This is a genomic window from Acidithiobacillus ferriphilus (assembly GCF_028215975.1).
Classification (GTDB): Bacteria; Pseudomonadota; Gammaproteobacteria; order Acidithiobacillales; family Acidithiobacillaceae; genus Acidithiobacillus; species Acidithiobacillus ferriphilus.
In genome coordinates, this window is sequence record NZ_CP116458.1 from 1,845,610 (window position 1) to 1,867,888 (window position 22,279).

General features: G+C 54.9%; 20 protein-coding genes and 1 riboswitch. Of the genes, 14 read left to right on the forward strand and 6 right to left on the reverse strand.

The window, feature by feature from the left end:
* Window positions 1–109: 109 nt before the first annotated feature.
* Entirely contained in the window at window positions 110–517 is a 408-nt protein-coding gene (locus tag PJU76_RS09300) for a type II toxin-antitoxin system MqsA family antitoxin (RefSeq protein ID WP_271779300.1), read from the reverse strand.
* A 2-nt stretch (window positions 518–519) separates the two neighbouring features.
* Window positions 520–702 (reverse strand): hypothetical protein, encoded by a 183-nt coding sequence (locus PJU76_RS09305; protein ID WP_271779301.1) that lies wholly within the window; start codon window positions 700–702, stop codon window positions 520–522.
* A gap of 155 nt (window positions 703–857) precedes the next feature.
* Between PJU76_RS09305 and PJU76_RS09310 the strand changes: the two genes are divergently transcribed.
* The 10 genes from PJU76_RS09310 to PJU76_RS09355 all read left to right on the forward strand — a co-directional run bounded on the left by PJU76_RS09310 (window position 858) and on the right by PJU76_RS09355 (window position 12,405).
* Window positions 858–1,631 (forward strand): DinB/UmuC family translesion DNA polymerase, encoded by a 774-nt coding sequence (locus PJU76_RS09310; protein ID WP_271779302.1) that lies wholly within the window; start codon window positions 858–860, stop codon window positions 1,629–1,631.
* 273 nt (window positions 1,632–1,904) lie between these two features.
* Window positions 1,905–3,020 carry a hypothetical protein gene (locus tag PJU76_RS09315; RefSeq protein ID WP_271779303.1) on the forward strand — a complete coding sequence of 372 codons (1,116 nt, stop codon included), beginning with the start codon at window positions 1,905–1,907 and terminating at the stop codon, window positions 3,018–3,020.
* A gap of 165 nt (window positions 3,021–3,185) precedes the next feature.
* A complete protein-coding gene (locus tag PJU76_RS09320; protein ID WP_271779304.1) occupies window positions 3,186–3,710 on the forward strand; it encodes a hypothetical protein in 525 nt (174 codons plus the stop codon).
* A 216-nt stretch (window positions 3,711–3,926) separates the two neighbouring features.
* Window positions 3,927–4,235: a roadblock/LC7 domain-containing protein gene (locus PJU76_RS09325; protein ID WP_271779305.1), complete on the forward strand. Its 309-nt coding sequence runs from the start codon at window positions 3,927–3,929 to the stop codon at window positions 4,233–4,235.
* A 48-nt stretch (window positions 4,236–4,283) separates the two neighbouring features.
* On the forward strand, window positions 4,284–4,646 hold the full coding sequence (locus tag PJU76_RS09330; RefSeq protein ID WP_271779306.1) for a roadblock/LC7 domain-containing protein: 363 nt from the start codon (window positions 4,284–4,286) through the stop codon (window positions 4,644–4,646).
* A gap of 166 nt (window positions 4,647–4,812) precedes the next feature.
* Window positions 4,813–5,364: a protoglobin domain-containing protein gene (locus tag PJU76_RS09335; RefSeq protein WP_271779307.1), complete on the forward strand. Its 552-nt coding sequence runs from the start codon at window positions 4,813–4,815 to the stop codon at window positions 5,362–5,364.
* 98 nt (window positions 5,365–5,462) lie between these two features.
* Window positions 5,463–6,062, forward strand: a complete 600-nt coding sequence (locus PJU76_RS09340) for an HD-GYP domain-containing protein (protein ID WP_271779308.1) — start codon at window positions 5,463–5,465, stop codon at window positions 6,060–6,062.
* 98 nt (window positions 6,063–6,160) lie between these two features.
* Complete coding sequence (locus tag PJU76_RS09345; protein ID WP_271779309.1) at window positions 6,161–8,785, forward strand: EAL domain-containing protein; 2,625 nt, start codon at window positions 6,161–6,163, stop codon at window positions 8,783–8,785.
* A 65-nt stretch (window positions 8,786–8,850) separates the two neighbouring features.
* Entirely contained in the window at window positions 8,851–11,427 is a 2,577-nt protein-coding gene (locus tag PJU76_RS09350) for an EAL domain-containing protein (protein ID WP_271779310.1), read from the forward strand.
* Window positions 11,428–11,697: 270 nt separating this feature from the next.
* Window positions 11,698–12,405 carry a PilZ domain-containing protein gene (locus tag PJU76_RS09355; RefSeq protein ID WP_271779311.1) on the forward strand — a complete coding sequence of 236 codons (708 nt, stop codon included), beginning with the start codon at window positions 11,698–11,700 and terminating at the stop codon, window positions 12,403–12,405.
* Window positions 12,406–12,510: 105 nt separating this feature from the next.
* On the opposite strand, the gene PJU76_RS09360 is transcribed toward PJU76_RS09355, so the two are convergent.
* Complete coding sequence (locus PJU76_RS09360) at window positions 12,511–12,717, reverse strand: hypothetical protein (protein ID WP_271779312.1); 207 nt, start codon at window positions 12,715–12,717, stop codon at window positions 12,511–12,513.
* Window positions 12,718–12,844: 127 nt separating this feature from the next.
* On the reverse strand, window positions 12,845–13,171 hold the full coding sequence (locus PJU76_RS09365; protein ID WP_271779313.1) for an EAL domain-containing protein: 327 nt from the start codon (window positions 13,169–13,171) through the stop codon (window positions 12,845–12,847).
* A gap of 306 nt (window positions 13,172–13,477) precedes the next feature.
* On the opposite strand from PJU76_RS09365, the gene PJU76_RS09370 reads away from it, so the two are divergent.
* The 3 genes from PJU76_RS09370 to PJU76_RS09380 all read left to right on the forward strand — a co-directional run bounded on the left by PJU76_RS09370 (window position 13,478) and on the right by PJU76_RS09380 (window position 16,289).
* Window positions 13,478–14,518, forward strand: coding sequence for an extracellular solute-binding protein (locus tag PJU76_RS09370; RefSeq protein ID WP_271779314.1), 1,041 nt, complete (start codon window positions 13,478–13,480; stop codon window positions 14,516–14,518).
* 97 nt (window positions 14,519–14,615) lie between these two features.
* Entirely contained in the window at window positions 14,616–15,944 is a 1,329-nt protein-coding gene (locus PJU76_RS09375) for an OprD family porin (RefSeq protein WP_271779315.1), read from the forward strand.
* Between the two features lie 138 nt (window positions 15,945–16,082).
* Window positions 16,083–16,289 (forward strand): TOBE domain-containing protein, encoded by a 207-nt coding sequence (locus tag PJU76_RS09380; RefSeq protein ID WP_271779316.1) that lies wholly within the window; start codon window positions 16,083–16,085, stop codon window positions 16,287–16,289.
* Between the two features lie 470 nt (window positions 16,290–16,759).
* On the opposite strand, the gene PJU76_RS09385 is transcribed toward PJU76_RS09380, so the two are convergent.
* On the reverse strand, window positions 16,760–17,182 hold the full coding sequence (locus PJU76_RS09385) for a type II toxin-antitoxin system VapC family toxin (protein ID WP_271779317.1): 423 nt from the start codon (window positions 17,180–17,182) through the stop codon (window positions 16,760–16,762).
* Window positions 17,179–17,433 (reverse strand): type II toxin-antitoxin system Phd/YefM family antitoxin, encoded by a 255-nt coding sequence (locus PJU76_RS09390; RefSeq protein ID WP_271779318.1) that lies wholly within the window; start codon window positions 17,431–17,433, stop codon window positions 17,179–17,181. Before PJU76_RS09390 ends, PJU76_RS09385 begins: the two co-directional genes overlap by 4 nt.
* A 311-nt stretch (window positions 17,434–17,744) precedes the next feature.
* Between PJU76_RS09390 and PJU76_RS09395 the strand changes: the two genes are divergently transcribed.
* Complete coding sequence (locus PJU76_RS09395) at window positions 17,745–21,863, forward strand: DEAD/DEAH box helicase (RefSeq protein WP_271779319.1); 4,119 nt, start codon at window positions 17,745–17,747, stop codon at window positions 21,861–21,863.
* 317 nt (window positions 21,864–22,180) lie between these two features.
* Window positions 22,181–22,277: riboswitch (guanidine-I (ykkC/yxkD leader) on the forward strand.
* Window positions 22,278–22,279: the final 2 nt, after the last annotated feature.

Here is a 22,279-nt window from a genome sequence, read left to right on the forward strand (position 1 = left end):
TAAGGCCCTTGCGGACAGCCTGCCGCCCGCCTGTGACAGACAACACCTACATAATGCTATGTTACATTGTGTAGGTATGCCGCATAATATTACACAGTATTACACAGTATTACACAGGCCCGGATTTAACCTCGTTAAGCAAATCGGGATGCCGTTCAAGCACCTTGAGCAGCTTCACCAGCGCCAAAGAAGGCTTGGTCTTGCCGTTTTCGTAACGCGAGAAGGCATTGGCTCCGCCGCCGAAGATTGCAGCGGCTTGGCGTTGATCCAGATCAAGCTTCTTGCGCACCAGAGCGATGTAGTGAGGATCAACATAGGCCGAGTTCACCTGACGCTGGAATTGCCCAATCAACTCACTGTAACGGCCGCCATATTCGCGGTTCAGGACAACCTCGCCACACGCCGGGCAGAAGTCGCCAGTCACCGCTGGAATAGTGGTGGTTTCGCCCTTGTATATGTAGGGCATATCGCGGGTATCATGGATCAATTCAGCCACGCCACAGCATGGGCATTTCATGGTCACAACTCCTTGAAAGAAACAATTAGCACTGTTATCTGTCTTGGCATGGTACACATCCCGGCAAGATCATTGATCCCCAATTCACGGGCGCCCTTGAAGGCGCTGGCCGTAGTGTTGACCTTACCGGCTTCGGTCAATGCCTTTACGGTGGCCAACTTGCAGTGAAGAATACCTTTTTCCATTCCGCCATTTTAACCTAATACACAAATATTACAATTAGGTTAATTGCTCCAGTACAGCATTTAGAGTCAGCGTGAGACATTTCCCGCTTCCGGTGTTAATGGACAGTTGGCAGCTCTTCAAACAGGAGTTAAGGTAAATGGCATAGTATGGTCGAATGTCTTCCTCGCTGATCTTGGGCTGTTCACGATGTACGAAGCCCATCAATTGGCGCGCCAATCCCGATGAGGAAACAACTGACTGGAGAGCCCGTCGCGGGAAAACCGCACACCGGGTTCGGAGGGAGGGGACGGCAATCGCCGTTCCCTACCCCTATCCAACCCTCTATGCCACCCGCGCCGCCGAAAAACTCCGAAAGGATGGCAGTGTCGCAGGCGCCCTGGAGGTTTTCCTTGGCACTTACCGCCGCCGTGAAGAGCCACAATATCACTCTGTCCATAGCGTTCGCCTGACCGTTCATACCAACGACACCCTGCAGATGGTCCACTCGGCCGTCTCCGCTCAGCAAACCATATACCAGCCCGGATACCGCTATGCCAAAGCCGGGGTCAGCCTAATGGATCTGCATCAGGCTGGAGAGCGGCAAGCGGATTTTTTCGGCATGGCGCCGGAAAAAGATGAACGTCGGTTTCGGTTGATGCAAATGCTCGACACCATCAACCAACGATTTGGGAGCAGTGCATGTCAATCCGGCGTCGCGGGAATCCGTCAAAGGCAGATCTGGCAGATGCAGAGGGGGAACGCTGTCGCTACAGTTTACCACTTCATGGGATGCACTCCCTGCCGCAATGGCGAGGTAGAACAGGGCAGAACCGCAGGCTTTAATGCCTGGGTACATGTTGTCTTCACCGGCGCCAGTGATGATGATCTGGCTACTTTTCGGGCAAGTGAGAAACACTTGAAGATTATTGGCGTATGCATGTTAGAATAATCACATGAGCAGATATTTTTTAGAATTAGCACTCGCCGCGGCGCATGTTTTGCCCCCTTCTGGTTGCCGCCCATCTCGAAAAACAGTCGCAGACACTACTGGCTACACCAAAGTCTGTATATTCGGTGGCGTCAACTACCCCATGCCTGAGGCAGGGGCTCCCCGTGCGCAAACGGTGGACTATTGCAGTTTCCACATAGAGTCACCATCCAGCGCAATACGGCGGGCGACGTAGCCACCTGCGATCAGCATGGCCTGTAAGTAGCGCGCGCTATGAAACTTTTCGGTCTAAAGAGCTGGCGCGAAAGACGCATTGAGGCTGTCAGTGAGGAAGATGTGGATGCCGAGTTGTCTAATATTAAAGTGTATACGGGGCCACAAGCGCCATGGATAACGCCGAAATATCAGGAAGTAGACTGCTTGGCCGCAGACGATCTTCTAGGTGAAGCGGACGTCTACTGGACCTACGGCAAGTGGCACGACGCCATGCAGATCTATGAGTGGTGGATCGGGAGTAACGGCACAGACCCCACTAACGAGGTCGCCCGCAAATACCTGGACTGCGCGGCCAAGGCGATGGATTTTGAGGCATTCTATCGCATGATGCGGAAACTCATCGATCAAAACGTTGACAGGGGCTTTTTGCAGGACATGGCCGTCTTCGGTCTCATGCGCGACCCCAGCAATTTTGACCTCATCGGAATAGCCGAAGCGGTAGAAATAGAGGAAAGCCGGATCATCAGCATTGCGCAGAAAGTGGTGGACGCGGAACAAACACCGGGTCAGCGCAAGAATGATCTCTGGAAGCGCAATCGAAGTGATGCCGGAGGGCTGTCAGATGGGGTAGGCACCTCACACGGTGCTGGTAGCGCAATAGCGACAAACGTCGACAGTCTTGCGCTGGTAATAGCTACTGCCAGCAAGGATTACGATAGTGTGGTCAGCCGTGCGGACGCGAACCTCTTTGGCGCTCTCTGCGGGGCGGACTATCTGGATGACTCGGCCGCTGTGGTGGATCACTGGAAAATCGAATCCGTGATGGAGCACTTGCAACGAGAAATGGAGTCACGGCCCATGAAGTTGACCGTTTATGTGGACTACTTGCGCATTGCCCATGGAGAGGGGTTACGCGAGGAATATGCTGCCACTCTGTTGATTCTCTTTTCCGTGTTGCTTTCCGTCAACGCAGGCAGCGGTTTGCGACGACGATTGCTGGCGTCTGGGCGCTTGCTTGGGCAGCACTGGATATTCGATTTCCTGTCAGGATCCCAAGGCCGGGAGTTCATGTCTGTGGCGCGCAAAGTACAGACCACCACGTCGGTCTATGTGGCAGAAAAGGCGTGGGCGAAGTCACCGGAATGGATGCAGCCGTTGGTCTGCGAGATTTAGAGGGTTGCACCCTGCAAGGGCACATTACCATGTCACTTATCAACCGTCTGAAGTCTGCTGACCTCTCCTTGCTGGCAAAAAAGCTGCAAGAGAAAGAGTGTCCGGATTTGCCTATTTTTTATTGAGGATGATGGACTGCTGGCCGATGCACTGGTCAATCGCACGATGGAGCACCATGGCCTGGATGCCGAGCGCGCCTTTGCGCATACGCTGCCGGTGGGCACAACAACACCAACTGGCGTAAATCCCGGCAATCTGTACAAAGCATTTCGGGAGAGGGAAAACCCTGCGCACGCGGCCCGTGAAGCAGGATTGATATTCGGTCAGGCGAACAAGATCGCTGAGTCACTGGCAAGGTCAGGTAGCGACTTATTGCGCGAAACCGCGTCCCGGGCGACGCGTTGTAGAGACATGGATCCTCGCATCAAGCGGCAACGACAAAACACACTGCAGATGGCCTGGGATTACCCCAGAGCGATCGTGTCGCTATCCGCCAATTTACAAGCCGCACGAGTTCAGCACGATATTGAGTATTTACGCAAGGCTCAGTTCCTCCTGCTGCGCGCGGATTTGGCCTGGCCCAGTTTTGTGCGGCGCATGCGCGATACGCCTGAGCATCCAGCAGACTCATGGTGTGCGCGGTTGAGAGAAATGCAGGTTATGGCGGAAACGATACGGAAGGGGATTTGATTTCTCTGGTAACGGTTTTTGCCATCGCATCTCCAGGTACGTTTATTGCCTGTGAGAGGCATGTCATGCATAAAAATGACATTCGTGCGTTTCAATATGAAAAGTGTCACATTTGTGACCGATTATGGCAAAAATGCCACACGGGTGCACAACTTTAGTGCAACAGCACAGGTCTGTTGAGTTGGCTGATCGCGGGCTTTATCTGGAGGACAATACATGGTTGCAAATGATTTTCAAAGTCACATGAACACACTATCCGTATTATCCGTTGGCGCCAAAGTAAAAGGTCTGCTCAGCACTGACGGCTTGATGTTACATGCGGATATCATGAGCGATGAGGACATGGTCGGCACCCTGCTTTCTCTGATTGCTTCAGCAGCAGGGAAAATTGGACAACTAAACCTGTTAGGGGGTTTGACACAAATCCAGATAACCTTAACACAGGGAGAAATCAATATCATTCCACTGGATAACGACATTTTGGGCTTTTTCGTGATACCCAGTGATGAGCGCAACGTTTTTTAACCACTTCCAACGGCTAATCTGGCCGACCTACGTACAAGTGAATACATTATGCGCGAAGAATTGATTCAATCGTTACTTTCTGATCTCAACGGTGGGTCAGCCGACATAGAGGCCTCCGCCATCATCTCGACCGATGGTCTGACGATCGGTTCTGCACTCTCCTCCACCATGGATGAGGCGCGTGTGGGTGCCATGGCCGCCGCCATGCTGTCTCTGGGTGAGCGGACAGCCACCGAGCTGGCGCGCGGCGATCTGGAACAGGTCATGATCAAGGGTAACAACGGTTACGTCCTGCTGATTCACGCCGGACCGGAAGCGGTCCTCAGCGTGATTGTTCGTAAGGAGGCCAGGCTGGGTCTGGTGTTTCTCGATGCCACCCGCGCCGCCAAAGCAGCCGGTGAGCTGCTGTAATGGTTCATTATGGTTAGTTACTGAATATCGGTAGAAATGCATATTTACTTTAACCAATAACCGGCGAGCGCTTGCCACCAAAAGCGAAGATTGAGGCGATGGCCAGAGAAATACTGTGAATGTGTTTGGCTATTGGCTGTCATTAGTTTAAATTAGAGGGTTGCCAATGAATGACGAAGTCATAATGCGCGATTTTGAGGCGTTCAGAAAACTGGTCGGGTTGGATGAGTTACGCTTGGAGCGATTGCGTGTAGTGGGGGAATGGCTAAGACCAAAAGTAACCGAAATAACGGACGTCTTTTATGAGCGACTCCTGGCAGACCCGACTACTGCCGCATTTCTCGATGGAAAAATTGAGCACTTAAAAAGGGTTCATCACGCCTGGATTGAAGATATTCTGTCCGGAATTTATGATGAGTCTTTTTTTGTTCGCCAGATAAAAATCGGCAAAGCGCACGTTACAAATCAGGTTCCACCGCTCTTTCTCGCCTCTGGGTTCAGCATTCTGCGCGTTTTGCTTTTTGACCAGATAGAAGCTGCAGCCAAGATAAACCAGCCAGACACCTGCCCGCGATGCTCTCGAGCGCTCGGTCGCTTGCTGGATGCCTGTCAGTTTTTAATTGATCGCTCTTATGAACAGGATCGACTCAATCGCGTATCTAAGGCTACTGGCATGTCATTACCTTTAATTGAGGCATTGGTGATGCTCAAACAGTAGCCTGTTGCGCACGCATCGACTATAATAAAAGCTACATGAAACTATGGTAATAGTAAACATCCTCGGCAAAACCAGGGATGCTTAAATGAGACAGGAAAATGCGGAAAGGAAAACAGCAGCCCGTAGCCGGATTTGCAGAAACGGCACTGATGCTAGCCATGGAAAAGCGTGACCGAAATACTAAAGTACATTGCGAAAGAGTAAAACGCTTATCCACCATAATTGGAACCTCTATGAACCTTGGAAGTACGGATGCCTATGTATTGCAGTCCGCAGCAGCCCTTCATGATCTGGGGAAGATAAACATTCCTGATTCGATACTCTTCAAGCCTTCTCAGCTCGATCAGTCTGAGTGGACAACAATGCGCACGCATGCGGCCAGTGGCGCTGAAATGGTCGAATTCTCAAAAATAGAACACGCGGAAAGCATCGCTAAAATTATCAGACATCACCATGAGCACCTGGATGGAAGTGGCTATCCAGATGGACTAGGTGGCAAGAATATACCATTGTTATCGAGGATAATAGCTGTGGCAGATAGTTATGACGCAATATCCATGCATCGCCATTATAGCGGTGCCACATCACACGCCAGAGCACTGGAAATCATGCGCAGTGAAAGTGGGACGAAACTGGATCCGGAGGTGCTTGACGTGTTTGAGGATGTTGTCAGCTCGGGATTCAACATCCACACTTGACAGTAATCCCGCAGTCTTTCGTCGCAATGATATGCCACAACAACTCCGGCACCGAGACGGGTGTCCATGTGGATGGCAATACAGAGAACACCTAAAGCATGGAAACCACCAGCACACTCCCTAATTTTCTCGGTCTGCATGATTCGGACTTTCAATTCATCGAACGCTACCGGGTTCTCCTTGAGGCGGAAACCGGGGCACTCGCACACGATTTCTACGACTATCTGCTCTCACACCCGGTCACCGCCGCCGTCTTCCGGGATTTCTCCCACGCGCGTCTGGACGCCCTGATCCAGAAACAGGCGGAACACATCAGCGGGCTTCTGGCCAGTCACCTGAACAAATCCTGGCGGGAGTCCATGCGCAAACTCGGGGCTCTGCACCACCGTCTGGGCATCGAACCCTCCTGGCTCGCCGGCGCCTATATCCTCTACTGGCGCCATTGGCAGAAGGTGCTCCAGGACCAGGTTCCGGAGGCCGACCGGAATGCGCTGCGGGACGCCTTGTTCCGTCTGCTGATTGGCGACCTCATGGTCCAACTCGACGGCTATGCCCGCGCATCCCGCGAGACCGATGCCGATCGGTTGGCCCTCTTCGATGTTTTATTGGGGGTGCTTGCCGTTCCCCAAGGGGCGGAGTCTCCACGCCCAGAGGCGTTGCTCCAGCAGATCTGCGAAGCCCTGCCGCGCAAGAGCGCCAGCGTACGCCTGGCTGGTTATGTGGTGAGTGGTGCCATGGGAGATGTATTAACCCTGGAGTGTATGGCTGGTCTCCCCTTGCCGGCTCTGCAACTACCGAAGACTGCGGGAGATCCTTGCTGGGAGGCACTGGAATGCGGACAGACGGTCATCCAGTCCGTAGAAGATCCGCGCGCTCCAGAGTGGATCAAAGACCTCCACAACCGGGTCGAAGAAATCGGGATATTTCCCTTTGGTGCGGAGGATCTGCGTGGTGCGATCCTGATCGGGGCGCGCGAAAAAGGATACTTTCGTCGAGTTGGATCAGATTATTTTCATGCGTTCGCCCATCTCGGCGAGATGGTGCTCCAACTGCGCAACCAATCCCTGCGCGATCCGCTGACCGGCTTACCAAACCGCACCCTCTTCCTGGACCGTCTGGAAATCGCCCAAACCCAGGCGCTGAGGAATGAGCGACTCCTTGGCGTGGCGCTGCTCGATCTCGATGGGTTCAAGCAGGTGAACGATCGGCTCGGGCACGCAGCCGGAGACCAGTTGCTGCTGGCCGTGGTGCAAAGGCTGCAAGGGTATCTGCGCGCCGGGGACACCCTCGCGCGGATGGGCGGCGACGAGTTTGGGCTGATCCTGCCCGGACTGAATAGCGTGGAAGATCTCGAGACGCTTTGTAACCGCCTTCTCGCCACCATCCGGGAAGCGCTGGATATCCAGGGCGAAGCGATCAGCGTCTCTGGCAGTATCGGCGTCACTCTCTATCCCCTGGATGACAACGATTCCCGCACCCTGATACAGCATGCCGATATGGCACTCTATGCCGCCAAGGACGCGGGACGAGATCGATGGCACCTGCATACTTTGGCCCTGAATGAAGCCGTGCAAGCGGAGGTGGAAATGCGCGCCATGCTGGAACAGGCATTGAACGACAAGCGTCTGATTCTGCACTACCAACCTATTGTATCCAGCACCGGAGAGATCATGAGTGTGGAAGCCCTCATCCGCTTGCAACACCCAGAGCAAGGCTTGCTTTCACCTGCGGTCTTTTTCTCAGCCCTGGACCATCCCCGTCTCGCGCGTCCTGTCGGTCGATTCGTTCTGGAAACGGCACTACGACAAGGTGCCATCTGGCAAGAGGCTGGCCTGCCATTGCGCATATCAGTGAATATCAGTACCCGCCATCTGCTCGACGCCCGCTTCCTGGACGATCTGCGGGAAGCCATGGCCAAATACCCTGACATGCCGCCAAATCAGCTAGAGATTGAGATCACCGAATCGGCACCTTTGAGCGATATGGCAGGGGCACGAATGCAACTGCGCATCTGCAATCAATTGGGTGTACATGTCGCTCTGGATGATTTTGGTACCGGCAACGCATCGCTAACCTACCTCCAGCAGCTCCACGCACAGTCCATTAAGATCGACCAGGGCTTTGTGCGTGACATCATCAACGATCCCAAGGATCTGGCCATCGTCGCCGCGGTAATCACCGCCAGCCGCATGCTGGGGATTAAAGTGATTGCCGAGGGTGTGGAGACGGCGGAGCACGCAACCTTACTCACCAAAATGGGATGCAGCCATCTGCAAGGGTATTTTTTTTCCAGGCCGCTCTCCCCCGAGGCTATTCCTGCCTGGGTCACGCGTTTTCGCCCCGCCCCTCGAAGCGAAGATACACTGTCCTCTATGGATGTGTTGTCACCGATTTTGGAAGGGCACCTCCTGCGCATGCAAATGTTTCTCCGCGCCCTGCGGCACGAAAATCCGTTTCCTGCGCATACTCTGGAAGCGGATGCCGAAGATTTTTGCCATTTTGGGCGCTGGCTACGCGGCGAAGGGCTATTCAAATTTGGACAGTCACCGGACTTCGCGGGTATCGTTACCCGCCACGAGCGTATCCATCAACTTGCTCGTGAGGCCAAGTCTTTCTTGGACGAGGAGGACGATGAAGCTGCCTTGTATCAGGGTCACCTTTTGGAACTGGAAAACCGCTTACTGGTGGCCGAACTACTGGCTATGACCCGGAAACTGCCTTGAGGGTCGCCAGATCATCGCCGACTGGAAACAATCCCGTCACCCCGACCCGATCGCGATTTATTGCTATGGAGTATCGCAAACTCTGGGCGGTCGGCGTGGCGTTTGCGCTGCTGACTGGGTTGGCAATAACGCTGGTCATTCATCAGTCCCACAAGTTATACCAAACCCTCTCAGAGAACATCCATCTGAGTGCTGAGATCGCTGCGCAGAACATGGCCCGGCAGGTATCCGCCGGCCTGGATAGACCCTTTAACGATCTCTACTATATCAGCAATGCCCTACTGCCTGCGGGCGCGCAGCTGTCCAGTACAACCCTGGAGCAGATACAAATCATCCGGGTACTGGATCCAGGCGTCATCGCCATCCAGATTCTAAACGCCCCCGGAGATCATGTTCTCTGGACTACAAGCATGGGGTCAGCTCGACCCATGGAACCGCAAGCAGATTTTACACCGCTGCCCGGGCATTCGCATCGGATGATTGGACAGCCGCGCTATGACCATAGAGCGCATGCTTGGGTAGTACCCCTGATTTATATGGAGCACAAGATGTCGGAAAGCTCCGCCTTGTCGATCAGTAGCTTGGTTGATTTGGTGAGCCTCAAACCGCTGGCCATTTCCCCAGACTTTGTCTTGCGTGTGCTTGGAGCGCACGATGTGCCCATAGCTCTCTTCAGACAGGGGTTGCACCCTGCCAAGGGGCGTTTTACCGCCCTTACCCCTTCGCAGGGTGCAACCCTTCCCGCGCGGGTCACTGCTGCTGAAAACCAGGTGCGCGTGACGGTGCCCGGATATCCCTGGACGGTGGAGGCAGATTGGTCATCAGCCCTGGTGGAGCAGCTATGGTGGCACAAAGAAAGGGACCACTTGCCCCTGGCGATCGGCATCATCCTGGGTATCCTGGTATTTGGCGTGGGTATAATTCGCATGCTGATACGGGAGATGCATCTGCACGACCAGCAACATCTTTTGACCACGCAGATCACCCACGATTTCCTGACCAATCTGCCCAACCGCGAGGGCCTGAGACGGATTTTCGATCAGGCCTTGGCGCGATCAGACCGTCAGGAGCGCCTCTTGGCTGTAGGTTTTCTCGACATCGACGACTTCAAACCGGTCAACGACACTTACGGTCATGCCGCTGGTGACGTCCTGCTCCAGGAAATGGCCAGCCGCCTGCAAAGCGCACTACGCCAGACGGATACCGTGGCACGTCTGGGCGGCGATGAGTTTGTGCTGCTGCTGGAAGGATTACGCAGTATGGATGAACTGGATCAGGTCCTGGCCCGTCTCCAGGCCTCGATAGCACAGCCCTTCAACGTCAATGGGGAAGTGATCAACATTCATGCGAGTCTGGGGCTAAGCATCTACCCCTTCGACGATGGTGACGCCGACATCCTCCTGCGGCACGCGGATCAGGCCATGTATGGCGCCAAGACGCGCCCTGCCGGGTGCGGCCCCGACCGGACGAGCGAAGGTTGGGTGCAGCTATACCACCAGGATCTCGGCACCATCACCATAGGCGATGAAGTGTTACGCCAGGACTTTCTGCGGGCTTTGGGAACCGGAGAGGTGACGCTACGCTATCAACCTCTGGTTGCCCTGGCAACAGGCCGGGTGGCGGGCCTCGAGGCCCTGACCCGCTGGCACAGGGAGGGCCGGGAGGCCTCCCCCGATCAATTCCTTCCCTCCCTTGGCGTACGGGAGCATCAGGCGCTGGGACATTTCGTGCTGCAGACGGGACTGCAGCAACTTGCGCAGTGGCGAGACATGGGTCTGGACCTCTTTCTCAGCATCAATGTCACCCCGGAAGAGCTCGACCAGTCCGGATTTGCGGATACCGTCCTGAGCACGCTGGCCGACTATCCAGGAATTCCCCCGGACGTCTTGATACTGGAGGTGCTGGAGATTGGGGAAATCCTCGAACAGGAGGTCGCCATGGGGCATCTGCAACGACTACGCGGCGCGGGCGTGAAGATTGCGCTGGATGACGTGGGGAGTGCATACGCCTCGCTCCTGCGGCTCAAAAACCTGCCCATTGACGAGATCAAAATCGATCAGGGTTTCATCCGCGAGCTATTGAACAAACCCCAGGACCTGATCTTTGTCGAGAGTCTCATCAACCTGGGTTTGGGCATGGACGTCATCATCGCGGTGGAGGGTGTAGAGAGCGAAGCCCACATCGCGCTTCTGCGCGAGATGGAGGTTGACTATCTCCAGGGATATGCCATTGCCAGGCCGCTGGAGGTGGGGGCGGTCGCTGATTTTGTGCACATCTTTGTTCTCGGCGCCGGGGATGCGGACACGCCGCTGCTGGCCCTGTACCAGCATCTGGGGTGGGTGCATGCGGCAGAAGAGATCGCGATGAATCATGGGGGTTACGAGCATGATGATTTGGCCGCCTGCCCGATAACGACCTGGTTGCACGCCCATATGTCAGAATTGCCTGAGGTGGAAGCTTTGCTCGCCGAACACGAAGCTGTGCATGCCCTAGGTCGGGAAATTCTTCGTGTTCGTAGCGGTGGAAATCGTGAGGAACTCCATCGCCTGCTTGGTCAGTTGCATGTGCATAGCCACCGCTTTCAGGAAGGGCTGGGGCAAGCGGTGAAGACTATGCGGGAAAATGCAGCGGATAAGGGGTAGGGCCGCCTGATCACACAATCCGCAGCCCTATTTCCATGTTTGCCAGCATGCGCTTAACATATTAACTCGTTTGACAGAATGCCAATGGGATTGACCAGAATACCGATGGTGGATTGGGATAAAGTGCAGATATTGGAATGGACACCCGACAGCAAGACGGCAACCACCGCGCAGCCCTCGGATAGCGTAGACCTGCGCCCCTCTGATACTTTGATGACTGGCACCCCACCACTCGCCGTTCAAGCCCAACGACTTTTCAGCCGTTGGGAGATGGTCCGCGAACCTTCCCGCATTTTGGCAAACTGGCTTTCAGAGTCTCGATTGTTGACAGTTGTCCTGGAATACCAGCCCGATCGTGACTTCGGAGTACTGATAACAGTACTGGACCCTGGTGGAACAGTGAATCTGACCATCCCACAATGGTTACATCCCGCAACTGGCGCCATACAAAAGGATTTTTCTCTGGATCGAAAAAGCCTGGTTGGCCGAGACATTCTGGTGATCGGGCGTGATGACGTTTTCCACGCCGGTTTTTTGGGTAAAGTAATTAATGTTGGCAACCAGTCAATCACTGTGAATCCAGGGCCGGTATATTGGTCGCAACAACGAACTTATCATCGGTATACCGTCAATCCGCCCATCAAGGTGGGATTGCGCGAAGTGCATGAAAGCTCCCCATCGATTTTTGTCCGATTGGTGAATATCAGCATGGGCGGCGCAGCCTTCATCGCGGATATCCCAGGCACATCAACCAACCCTGCGCAGGGTGCAGGCTTGCCGTTCTTCGGGCAGTTGTTTTGGGCGATGCTCCCACGACCGGAACGTGATGATTCCTTGGATTTGGCGGCAACGTTTGTCAACCAACGACAAATACCGGGGAGCCCCGCCGTTTTGTGGGCCTTCGCCTGGCAACAGGTGACCGTTTTTTCGGAGCTGAAAGCATGGATTGAGCTTCATGCTTCGCCGATCAATGGCTAATGCCGGACGGGGAAATGGAAAATTTTCTTGCTTGTTCAGAAAGCCTGGGTTGTGCGGCGAAGTAAAGGCTGGAAGCGCCGTCCCTCCGGCCTGAGGCACCAACAGTCATTGAGGAGTGTTTTCTGATGAAGGCAGTGCCTTGGCCGCTGTGTTGTCCCGCATGATCTTCACCGCCTGCCCCAGTTTTTCCTGAAAGCGATGGCTATGCACATGCAACTGACCAAGCAGTCGATGCAATTCCTCGCGCGTTCCATTTTGCCGTATCTGAAGGATTTCCCGACCCAGGGCATGCACCGATGCGTGCTTGCTCAACAAACCCTCCACCCCGGATAGTTCGGATGCATGGGCACCAAGCCAGGCCGTAAATCGGGCAGGCTGCCAGTTCTGCGTCCTCGCAGAGCGCGTGGTTCAACGCGGCTTCCTCTGCCGCGTGCACCCATCACTGATGCCGATACAGGGCCAGCAGCGGCGTGTCTGTATCTTCGGAGCCGAGGACAAGGGTACGCACAAAATCAGCGACCTCTTCCGCTTCCAGCGGCTTGGCGATGGCGTATCCCTGGAGATAATGGACATCCATCTCGCGCAGAAGCGCGATGTGGGCTTCGCTCTCTACACCCTCCACCGCGATAATGACATCCATGCCCAAGCCGAGATTGACCAGGCTCTCGACAAATACCAGATCCTGGGGCCTGTTGGGCAATTCGCGGATAAACCCTTGATCAATTTTGATCTCATGGGGGTGCGGCCGATTTTCTTCATCACCCATCGGGTGAGACTCCATTACATGGGAAAAAACAATCCTATCAAAGGAATCCTGCCAAATCAGCAGAGGTAACTGCCGAATTTAGGTTGACAGATTCAGGGTCAGAAATGACCAAAAATGTGTCTAGGAATAGAAGCGTCACATAAATGTTCGTTTGTGTGACAAGAAATTGGCATAACAATTGCTTTTGTGATGCGGTATAGCCAGATTTTGGGTATGCAGGTACGCTTTACGACATCGAGATATTCTGTCATACATATCGAATCTCCCGATGGTTGCTCATTTTTTCCAAAAATGGAGACGTCCAACATGCAAAACAATTGGTCTGCTTTGGTACATCGTTATATGTCACAAAATATAGAGCTGGATTTCCACCTCAAGAATCCGGCCATTACGCAGACGCCAGGGGCGGCCAGGAATTGGTCGATACGCATGAAAGCACAGCCGCCTGTCATGGCCTTACTCGCCAGTCTGTGGGTGGCGGGCATGGGAACCGCTGTGGCCGCCACCCCCCTCCATGTTGCCTATGCCGGTTCCATGGGAGCGGTTATGGACATGCATTTGGGTCCGGCCTTCGCCAAGACACACCATGTGACCTACCAAGGAGAGGGACAAGGTGCCTATGGCCTCGCCCACCTCATTGCGGCAAAGAAGCTGCGCACGGACGTATTCATCTCCATTACGCCCGGCCCCATCCGGGTGCTGGAAAAGGCCGGGATGGTGAGCAAGGCGGTCCCTGTAGCCAGCACCGCCATGGTCATCGCCTACAGCCCCAAGAGCCGCTATGCCAATGAATTTGTAGCCGCAGCCGCCGGCAAAATACCTTGGTACACGGTGCTGGAGAAGCCGGGGATTCAGTTCGGACGCACGGACCCGCAGACGGATCCCCAGGGGCAGAACATCCTTTTTACCTTCCTTCTGGCGCAGAAGTACTACCACCAGCCTGAGCTTGCGCAGCGTGTTCTAGGTCCTGTGGAGAACCAAAAGCAGATATTCACCGAAGCCTCCCTGCTGGCACGCCTGAAGAGTGGACAGATAGACGCCTCCTCCGGATATGAGAGCGCTGTGAAATCGCTCCATCTTCCCTTCATCACCCTCCCGGATGAAATCAACCTGAGCAACCCGGCCATGGCCAAAGCCTGGTATAACACCGTGCATTTCACTATGACGGTGGACGGCAAAACCAAAACCCTGGACACCCAGCCTTTGGTGTTTTATGCCGCCGTGCCCAAAGACGCCCCGCATCCAAAATTGGGGGAGGCCTTCATCCGCTTCATGACCAGCAAGGCTGGGCAGGCCATGTTCAAGGAGACCGGCTACAACCCACCCAAAGAGAGCGATCTCTCCTAAAAGGGAATCCTGGGGTCCTTAGACGGACCTCATTTTAATGCCTTGCGTCATATTCCATGAAATATCTCGATACAAATCGTTATCAAGGAAAACTACCATGAGAAAGAGAGCACTTCCCCTTGGGTTCGTGGCCGCCACGACCCTGCTAGCCACCAGCATTCCTGCTCAGGCAGAAACCCTCACCCAGTTTTTTCAGAAAAGCCACATCGATGGCCAAATCCGTTCCTATTATTTCAGCCGCCTCTATGGCACACCGGACACGCCCAACGCCAGCGCCTACTCCCTCGCAGGTCGCTTGAATGTCATCACAGCACCGTTTTTGACGGGATTTCGTGTGGGCGTGAGTTTTTATACGGCCAATTCCCTTGGCACGCAGAGCAGCGATCCCGCGCGCATTGATAAAACCCTGATGGGTATTGGTTCATCCATTAACACCCTAGGGCAGGCCTATCTGCAGTACAGCCAGCCCTGGCTAACGGTGCGTGTGGGCGATCAACTGATCAACACCCCCTGGCTCAACCGTGTCGGTGGCCGAGTGATTCCCGTCACCTACCAGGGGGTCTACGCCAAAGTCAGCCCCATCGCGCACCTGAACCTCGTGGGACTCCGAGTTTTTCGCTGGAAAGGCCGCACCTCGAACAACTTTTACCGGGACAACCTCTATTATCCGACGAACTACAATGGGGACGCGCTCTATGCGGGTCCTAATAATCTTCCCAGCACGATACCAGCCGCGAACGGCGCGCTGGCATTTGGTGTGAAATACGCCTTGAATGGCGCCAAAATGCAATCCTGGTACTACGACTTTTATCATTTCGCCAACATGTTCTACGGTGCTGGGCAATATATGCTGCATACCGGGACCGGTTTCAATCCCTTTGTGGCCGTCCAGTTCGTGCGGGAATGGGGAAGCAATAACGCCTTCGCCCAAACCGGTACCCAACTGTTCAACCAGCCCGGGGAAACGGTCAACAGCACGGCTTACGGCGTGAAGGCGGGCCTGAAATTTCCCAAAGGCAGTGTCTTCTGGGCCTATGACGCGACGAATCTGCATCCGGGTGCCGTGGGTGACGGGGCGATCGTTTCTCCCTATACCATCGGGTACACGGCGGACCCCTTGTACGTGGATGCCATGATTCAAGGTTTGGTGGGCGTAGGGCCTGGTCATGGCTGGCGTCTGCGTGCGGCTTATTGGCTCTGGCATCGGCGGATCCATCTCGCGACTGGTTTTTCCCAGTTCAACACCTATTTTACCGGGAACAGCAACTGGACTCACGTTAGCGTGACCTATTTCCCCAAAGGGTTCTTGCAAGGCTTGGCGGTACGAGATCAGTTCGAGGTGGCCAACGGAGGCGTCAATCTCTATCCGGGCAACGGGAAAAACGCCTTCGTCTATAACCGGGTGATGCTGACGTATAAGTTCTGAGCAAAGAAAGAGCGACTTGGAATTTTCTGCCGCGCGCCTCATCTAGTATCGCTGTGTGAGGCGCGTGTAGCTATGATGTGATGTGCTAAACTTTACCCACGCTCTCAAACATCCCAATGTCCACTAAGGAAAACTCTCATGAAAACCAGCCTACGCAATCACCTGAAAGGAAAAATCGTTAATATCATCAGGGGGGAAGTTGTCTCCGAAATAGAGATAGAAACGGCAGCGGGTACCGTGGCTTCAATAATCACTACGCATAGCCTCGATCATTTAGAATTTAAGGTCGGGGATTTAGCCCTCGCGGTGGTTAAGGCCACGGAAGTTGGTGTCGAGAAACCCTAACGATAACCATCTACCCATTACCCAAACATTCCTGTGTAATGGGAATGTGGCGCGATTTAATTGTGTCGTCACACCAGACAATTTGCCTGGTGGCCGCCGTCCCCGTCTGGACAAACGGCCAAATTTTGCTGAATTCTCCGCCTGCCGAATGAGGGTTATTTTGAAGCAAAAAGGTAAGGCTTATTTTCCTCGCAGTTGCCAATTGTCCAACCTGTCGTACCGTTGTCATGGTGGTTTCCACCGCCTTCATATCCTTATGAAGGAATCATTGTGCAATTCAGTGAGCCACGTCACTCAATTATGTGATCGGTTCCTGAGCACTAACTGGCATATGGGCAACCGAATGACCGCAAACAGTCTCTTTCCGCCATTGAGAACGGCAGACCACGAATTCCGCACCACTTGTGCTTCATTCATACACGAATAAGTGCCCCCAGCATTAATTTGCTTGAAACAACCCAATTGCCGCTCTATGTTTGATCCCAGGGATCGACCACCGGAACTTGGCATCGCTGTAAATCAACAATATTCCGCGTGGCCACTGTGAGATGGTGAACCAGCGCCGTGGCTGCCAGCAAGCTATCTATCGCTGGCAACTTCTCTCCGCGTTGTTCTGCGGCACCTGTTATACCTCCCCATGCACTGGCGATATGCTCGTTAACAGGAAGAATACGTCCGACAAAACGACCTCGCAGATCAACGTCTATCCAATCCTGCAGCATTGATCGCTTATCGCCGTCAACAAGTTTGGCAACGCCTTTTTGGAGCTCTCCCAGTGTGAGCACACTAAGAAACCCCACAGCCTCCCGTGCGTCTACCCATGTTACGACCCGAGGATCAGGATGCTTTTTGACCAACTCTGACAGAACGCAGGTATCCAGGAGGTATCTCACAGGCTGACGTCGCGCCCCACATCGTGATGATCTCGTTCGACTTCCAGATCGAGCCCTCGCAGTGGAGAGTTCGCGAGGAATTCGGATAACGTCTGGTTCGGCCGTGTCAACGTCCGAAACTGTTCTACGGAGAGCACTACAACCGCGGGCTCACCATGTAAGGTAATGGTTTGCGGACCATCATTGCGGGCACGCTTCACGACATCGCTCAAATGATTGCGCGCCTCCTGTAAAGGCCACTGAGTATTCATGGCAGACCCCCTTCCAGACTTCTGGCGTGACTAGCCAGTTCAGTATAAGCAATTCTTACGCTTGCTAACAGCAGAAACTCGCTCAACCTTTTGATCAAGCGTTTTTTACCATACCATGCAGGGCTATTGTTCCGTCCGAATGCGCTGCTTCCGGCACTGTTGCCCATGAAGGCATTATAAACGCGTCAGCCATCTACAGCAGATTTTGGTATGCTTCAGCCATATTGATTTCCAAGGATACCCTACCGTTGGCCTTGATCCCGAAAGATCTCCATTCTCTTGATGCCGATACACGAACTGTAGCAGATGCCATGGTATTGCTCTGGACCTCGCGCCCCCGAACAGCCGTATACGAACTGATCCAGAAGTGGGGCTTAAAAAATCACGCCGGCAAAGCCTTTACGCAGATGGCCGTCAAGGATGCGTGGGAGCAGCTCCGACGCGCTGGCCTGCTCGTAGAGCATTCCCGGCGCCAAGGCTACGCCCAACTGCATGACAAGATACGCGTTCAAGTTTATCGGGAGCTTTTGACGCGACATCCGATTGTCGAGTTACGCAGCACCCTCCATCGCAGTGCGAACTATGACCCAAGCCGCAGCCATTACGGTTGGCCGCTTTGGGAGGATGCAGACACCATCGCCATACTGCGTCTGGCGGTCTTTTCCGGGGCACCGATCAGCGATCTGGAGGCCATGCAGAAAGAGATCTCCGGACGTAATGACTGGGGCACCATTTTTTATGCGGCGTGCATGGAGGCCTTCGACCCCGTACTGATGGACCGGGTCACTCCGGAATGGCGCTGGCGAATGGCTACGGGCGCCTTGAGTAATCTGTGTCAAAGAGTAGATCCCGAACACTTGCCTTTCTTCCACTGGACCATGGAACAGGTGAAGACCGGACGAGAGGTCATCCCAGGACCACTACGATTGCAATTGGCCGAAGTGCTGCTCCATCGAGGCGAATTCAGCCAAATGGTAGATGTGCTCAAGCCAATAGAAAAAGATGCTGCGGCCGATGTGCTGCGAGCGGGGATACGCATACAGCAGGGCCAATGGGCCCCGGCGCAGGCCGAAATGGAAGCGGCTTTCAAAATACTGCGCAAAGCCATGGGCATACGTACGCGACTTTTACCCTACAGCCTGACCTGGATATATCCCTTGTCTTTGCTGGCTCAGCAAACCCCCAAACACCTGGATCTCGCCCGCAAATTCTGCCTGGGCGAGGCCGGATCGCGCACGCCATCGGCCCATGACTTCTGGGGAATCTGGGTGCATGCCGTCAATGTGCGATTGGGAGACGCGACCCTGGAGCCCGACGCGTTTCAGGCCTTCGCCAGAATCCAGCACCCCTGGGTTCACTTCGAGCGCGCTATTCTGCGCGCTTGGCTGCGCCCGGAACTGCGCGCTCCCACGGCACATTTCACACCCGATTCCGATCACGCCACAGCGGTGACCAATGCCCGTAAGGCTTTTCAGGACTGCGGTTTTACCTGGCTCGATGCGCAACTTGCGGCAGCCGAGAAGGCTTTCCGCAACGAGGATCCAGGCATCTCTTTTTTCGTAACCGGAGGACAGGAGTCCTGGCGGAATGTGCTGACTTCCCTGCAATCCTTGGCCACCGATATCGCGCTGACGCCGGATGCCCATGAAACCCGCCTGCTCTGGTTCGTTCACTTGGGGCCACAAGGTACCGTCGAGACCATCGAGCCTCTGGAACAGAAACGAGGCCAACGCGGCTGGGGCAAACCCAAAGCGATTTCCCTGGCGAAAATCGCGGGTAATGAACGATTGGCGCCCTGGGATGCACAAGTGATCCGTGCCATCCGCAAGAACCCTCACTTCGCCCGGTCTTTTTGGTTGGATCGTGCTGCAGCCCTCATTGCCCTCATTCGCCACCCGGGGGTTATTCTCCAGGAGAACCCCGACATTCTGGTAGACGTGGTGGAAGGCACCCCGGAAATCACCGTGTCCAGGGAAGGCGATCGCTATGTGATGCGGGTAGAGCCCATGCTGCAGATGGACGGCAATGAGGCCGCCCATGGGTACGGGCTCAGCAGCGACGAAAAACGTGAGTGGGATGCCTTGCGCCTGATTACGGTATTGCGCGATTCACCACAACGGCTCCGGGTGATCCGGCTGACGCCCGCCCAGCGCCGGGCCGCGCAGCTAATTGCCGACCGGCTCATCCTGCCGGCAGATGCGCAACCCGAGCTGCAACAGACTCTCCAGGTATTGGTCAGCCACTTTCAGGTCCAGTCAGACCATGCCCAAGCGGCGCGGGAGATCCCCGCCGAGCCGCAACTGCGCGCAGAACTCTCTCCAGTAGGTGACGGGTTGATGCTGCGTCTGGTGGTGGCTCCTTTGGGCGCGGAAGGTCCTCGCTTCATGCCCGGACATGGACACCATCAGGTGATGGCGGCGATGAAGGGTGAGACAGTGGGTACCCGCCGCCAACTCGGATTAGAAAAAGATTATCTCAACGCCGTGTTGGATGCCCTGCCTTTCCTACCACCACCAGGACGCGCGGATATCGTTTGTGAATGGGTGGTGGACGACCCCGAAGAAGCGCTGAATCTGGTCGAGCGTTTACCACACCTGGAGGCGGTCGCAGCCATTGATTGGCCTCGGGGAAAACCGGTTCGCGTGCAAACGATCGATGTGCCCCATCTGAAGGTGGCGGTGGGGAGCAGTCAGGACTGGTTTTCGGTAAAGGGTACGGTCACGCTGGATGAGGGACTGGTGCTGGATCTCAAAACTCTCATGGAGGCGGCACAGGGCAATAGTCGTTTCATCCCTATGGGAGATGGGATTTATGCGGCCTTGACCCGTGAGTTGCGAGAGCGACTGAATGATCTCGCGGCAGTCGCGGAACCCGAAAAAAAAGGCGGGCTACGCGTACCGCCTCTGGCGACATCCTGGCTCGACGATCTCCTGGCAGGCACGTCAGCAGAAATGGATGGAGGCTTTCGGGACCGGATAAAACAGTTGCAGGCGGCACAAGGCCTTCAGTCGGAACTCCCCACTGATCTGCAGGCCACCCTGCGCCCCTATCAGGAAGAAGGGTATCTCTGGGCGATGCGTCTGGCCGAGGCCGGCTTCGGTGCTTGCCTGGCCGACGACATGGGGTTGGGAAAGACCTTGCAGGCCATTGCCGTACTCCTCGCCCGAGCGTCCAGCGGTCCCGCACTGGTGGTGGCACCCACCTCAGTCTGCGGTAACTGGCGCGCAGAACTGGAGCGCTTCGCTCCCAGTCTCCATGTCATGGTCTATGGTGCAGGGGATCGCAGTACGATCCTTGAAACGGCCGGTCCCCGAGATGTGATTATCGTTTCCTATACCCTGCTGCAACAGGCACAGACGCAATTTGCCGCACGCCGCTGGTACAGCGTGGTCGTGGACGAGGCACAGGCCATCAAGAACGCCACAACCAAACGCTCCCTGGCTCTCTTTGATTTGCAGGCGGATTTTCGTCTGGCCCTTTCCGGAACGCCGGTGGAGAATCGCCTGACAGAACTCTGGTCTATCCTGCGCTTCTGCAATCCCGGTCTTCTGGGACCGCTGTCCCGTTTCAATGAGCGCTTCGCGGTACCCATCGAACGGGACCGCAACCGCGATGCTCAACGATTATTGTGCCGACTGGTCGCCCCCTTCATTCTCCGACGTACCAAAAGTCAGGTGTTGCAGGACCTTCCACCACGTACCGAAATGACCCTGACCCTGACTCCAGATCCCGAAGAGGCCGCGCACTATGAAGCGCTGCGCCGTCAAGCCCTTGCCGAATCCGAAAACGTCCTGCAAAGCGGAGAGAGCCAGGCGCAATTCCACATCCTGGCCCAACTGACCCGCCTGCGCAGGGCCGCTTGTGATCCGCGCCTCGTGAGTCCGGATCTCGGCATCGTTGGGGGCAAAGTCAAAGCATTCGCGGAACTAGCCGCGGAACTCGCGGAGAATGGTCACAAGACGCTGGTATTCAGCCAATTCGTCGATTTTCTGACCTTGTTGCGGGCGCCATTGGATGATGCAAATATTGCGTATCAATATCTGGATGGCGGTACGCCAGTTGCAGAGCGCGACCGCCGCGTCGCAGCATTTCAGGCGGGTGAAGGCCATCTCTTTCTGATCAGCCTCAAAGCGGGTGGTTTTGGGCTCAACCTCACAGCAGCCGATTATGTGATCATAGCCGACCCTTGGTGGAACCCCGCCGCCGAAGATCAGGCTGCTGGCCGTGCGCATCGCATTGGTCAGCATCGCCCTGTGACCGTCTATCGTCTGGTTACACAAGGGACGCTGGAAGAAAAAATCATCGCCCTTCACCATGAAAAACGTGCCTTGGCCGAAGGTGTGCTCACCGACGGCGGAGAAGGCGCAACATTGCCTTCTAGTGATGAACTGCTCTCCTTAATGCGTGAGGCGCATATGCCCAAGAGTTGAGGCTCGATAAGCGGGTTTTGGGAATATTGCTTATATCCTTGCGAAGGGTCGCTTTGCAGCGACCGGACGTCCAGAATTTGCTAGCGGAATCTTATTCTTGAATTAAGGAGGGCGGGAAGGAGTACCTAATTTCACCCAAGGGCACACGGCATACGGGAGGCCTTCCGATAAATGATCGCACTATTTTGGTGCACTTATGCGATCTATGCACCATTATAGCAATGTGAAGCCAGAAAAAAATTCTACACTAGGCATCAACCCATTTAACATCAGAAAGTTGCAAATTCCTTGATGGTGGTACGAATAGTGCTTAATTTGTAGTAGGATTCTAGGGTTCCAGCCTGTAAAGGTGTTCGGACCGAGAGTTTCCACCCTGGCGCACAGGGTACACGGAGGGATAAAAACCCGGGAGATAA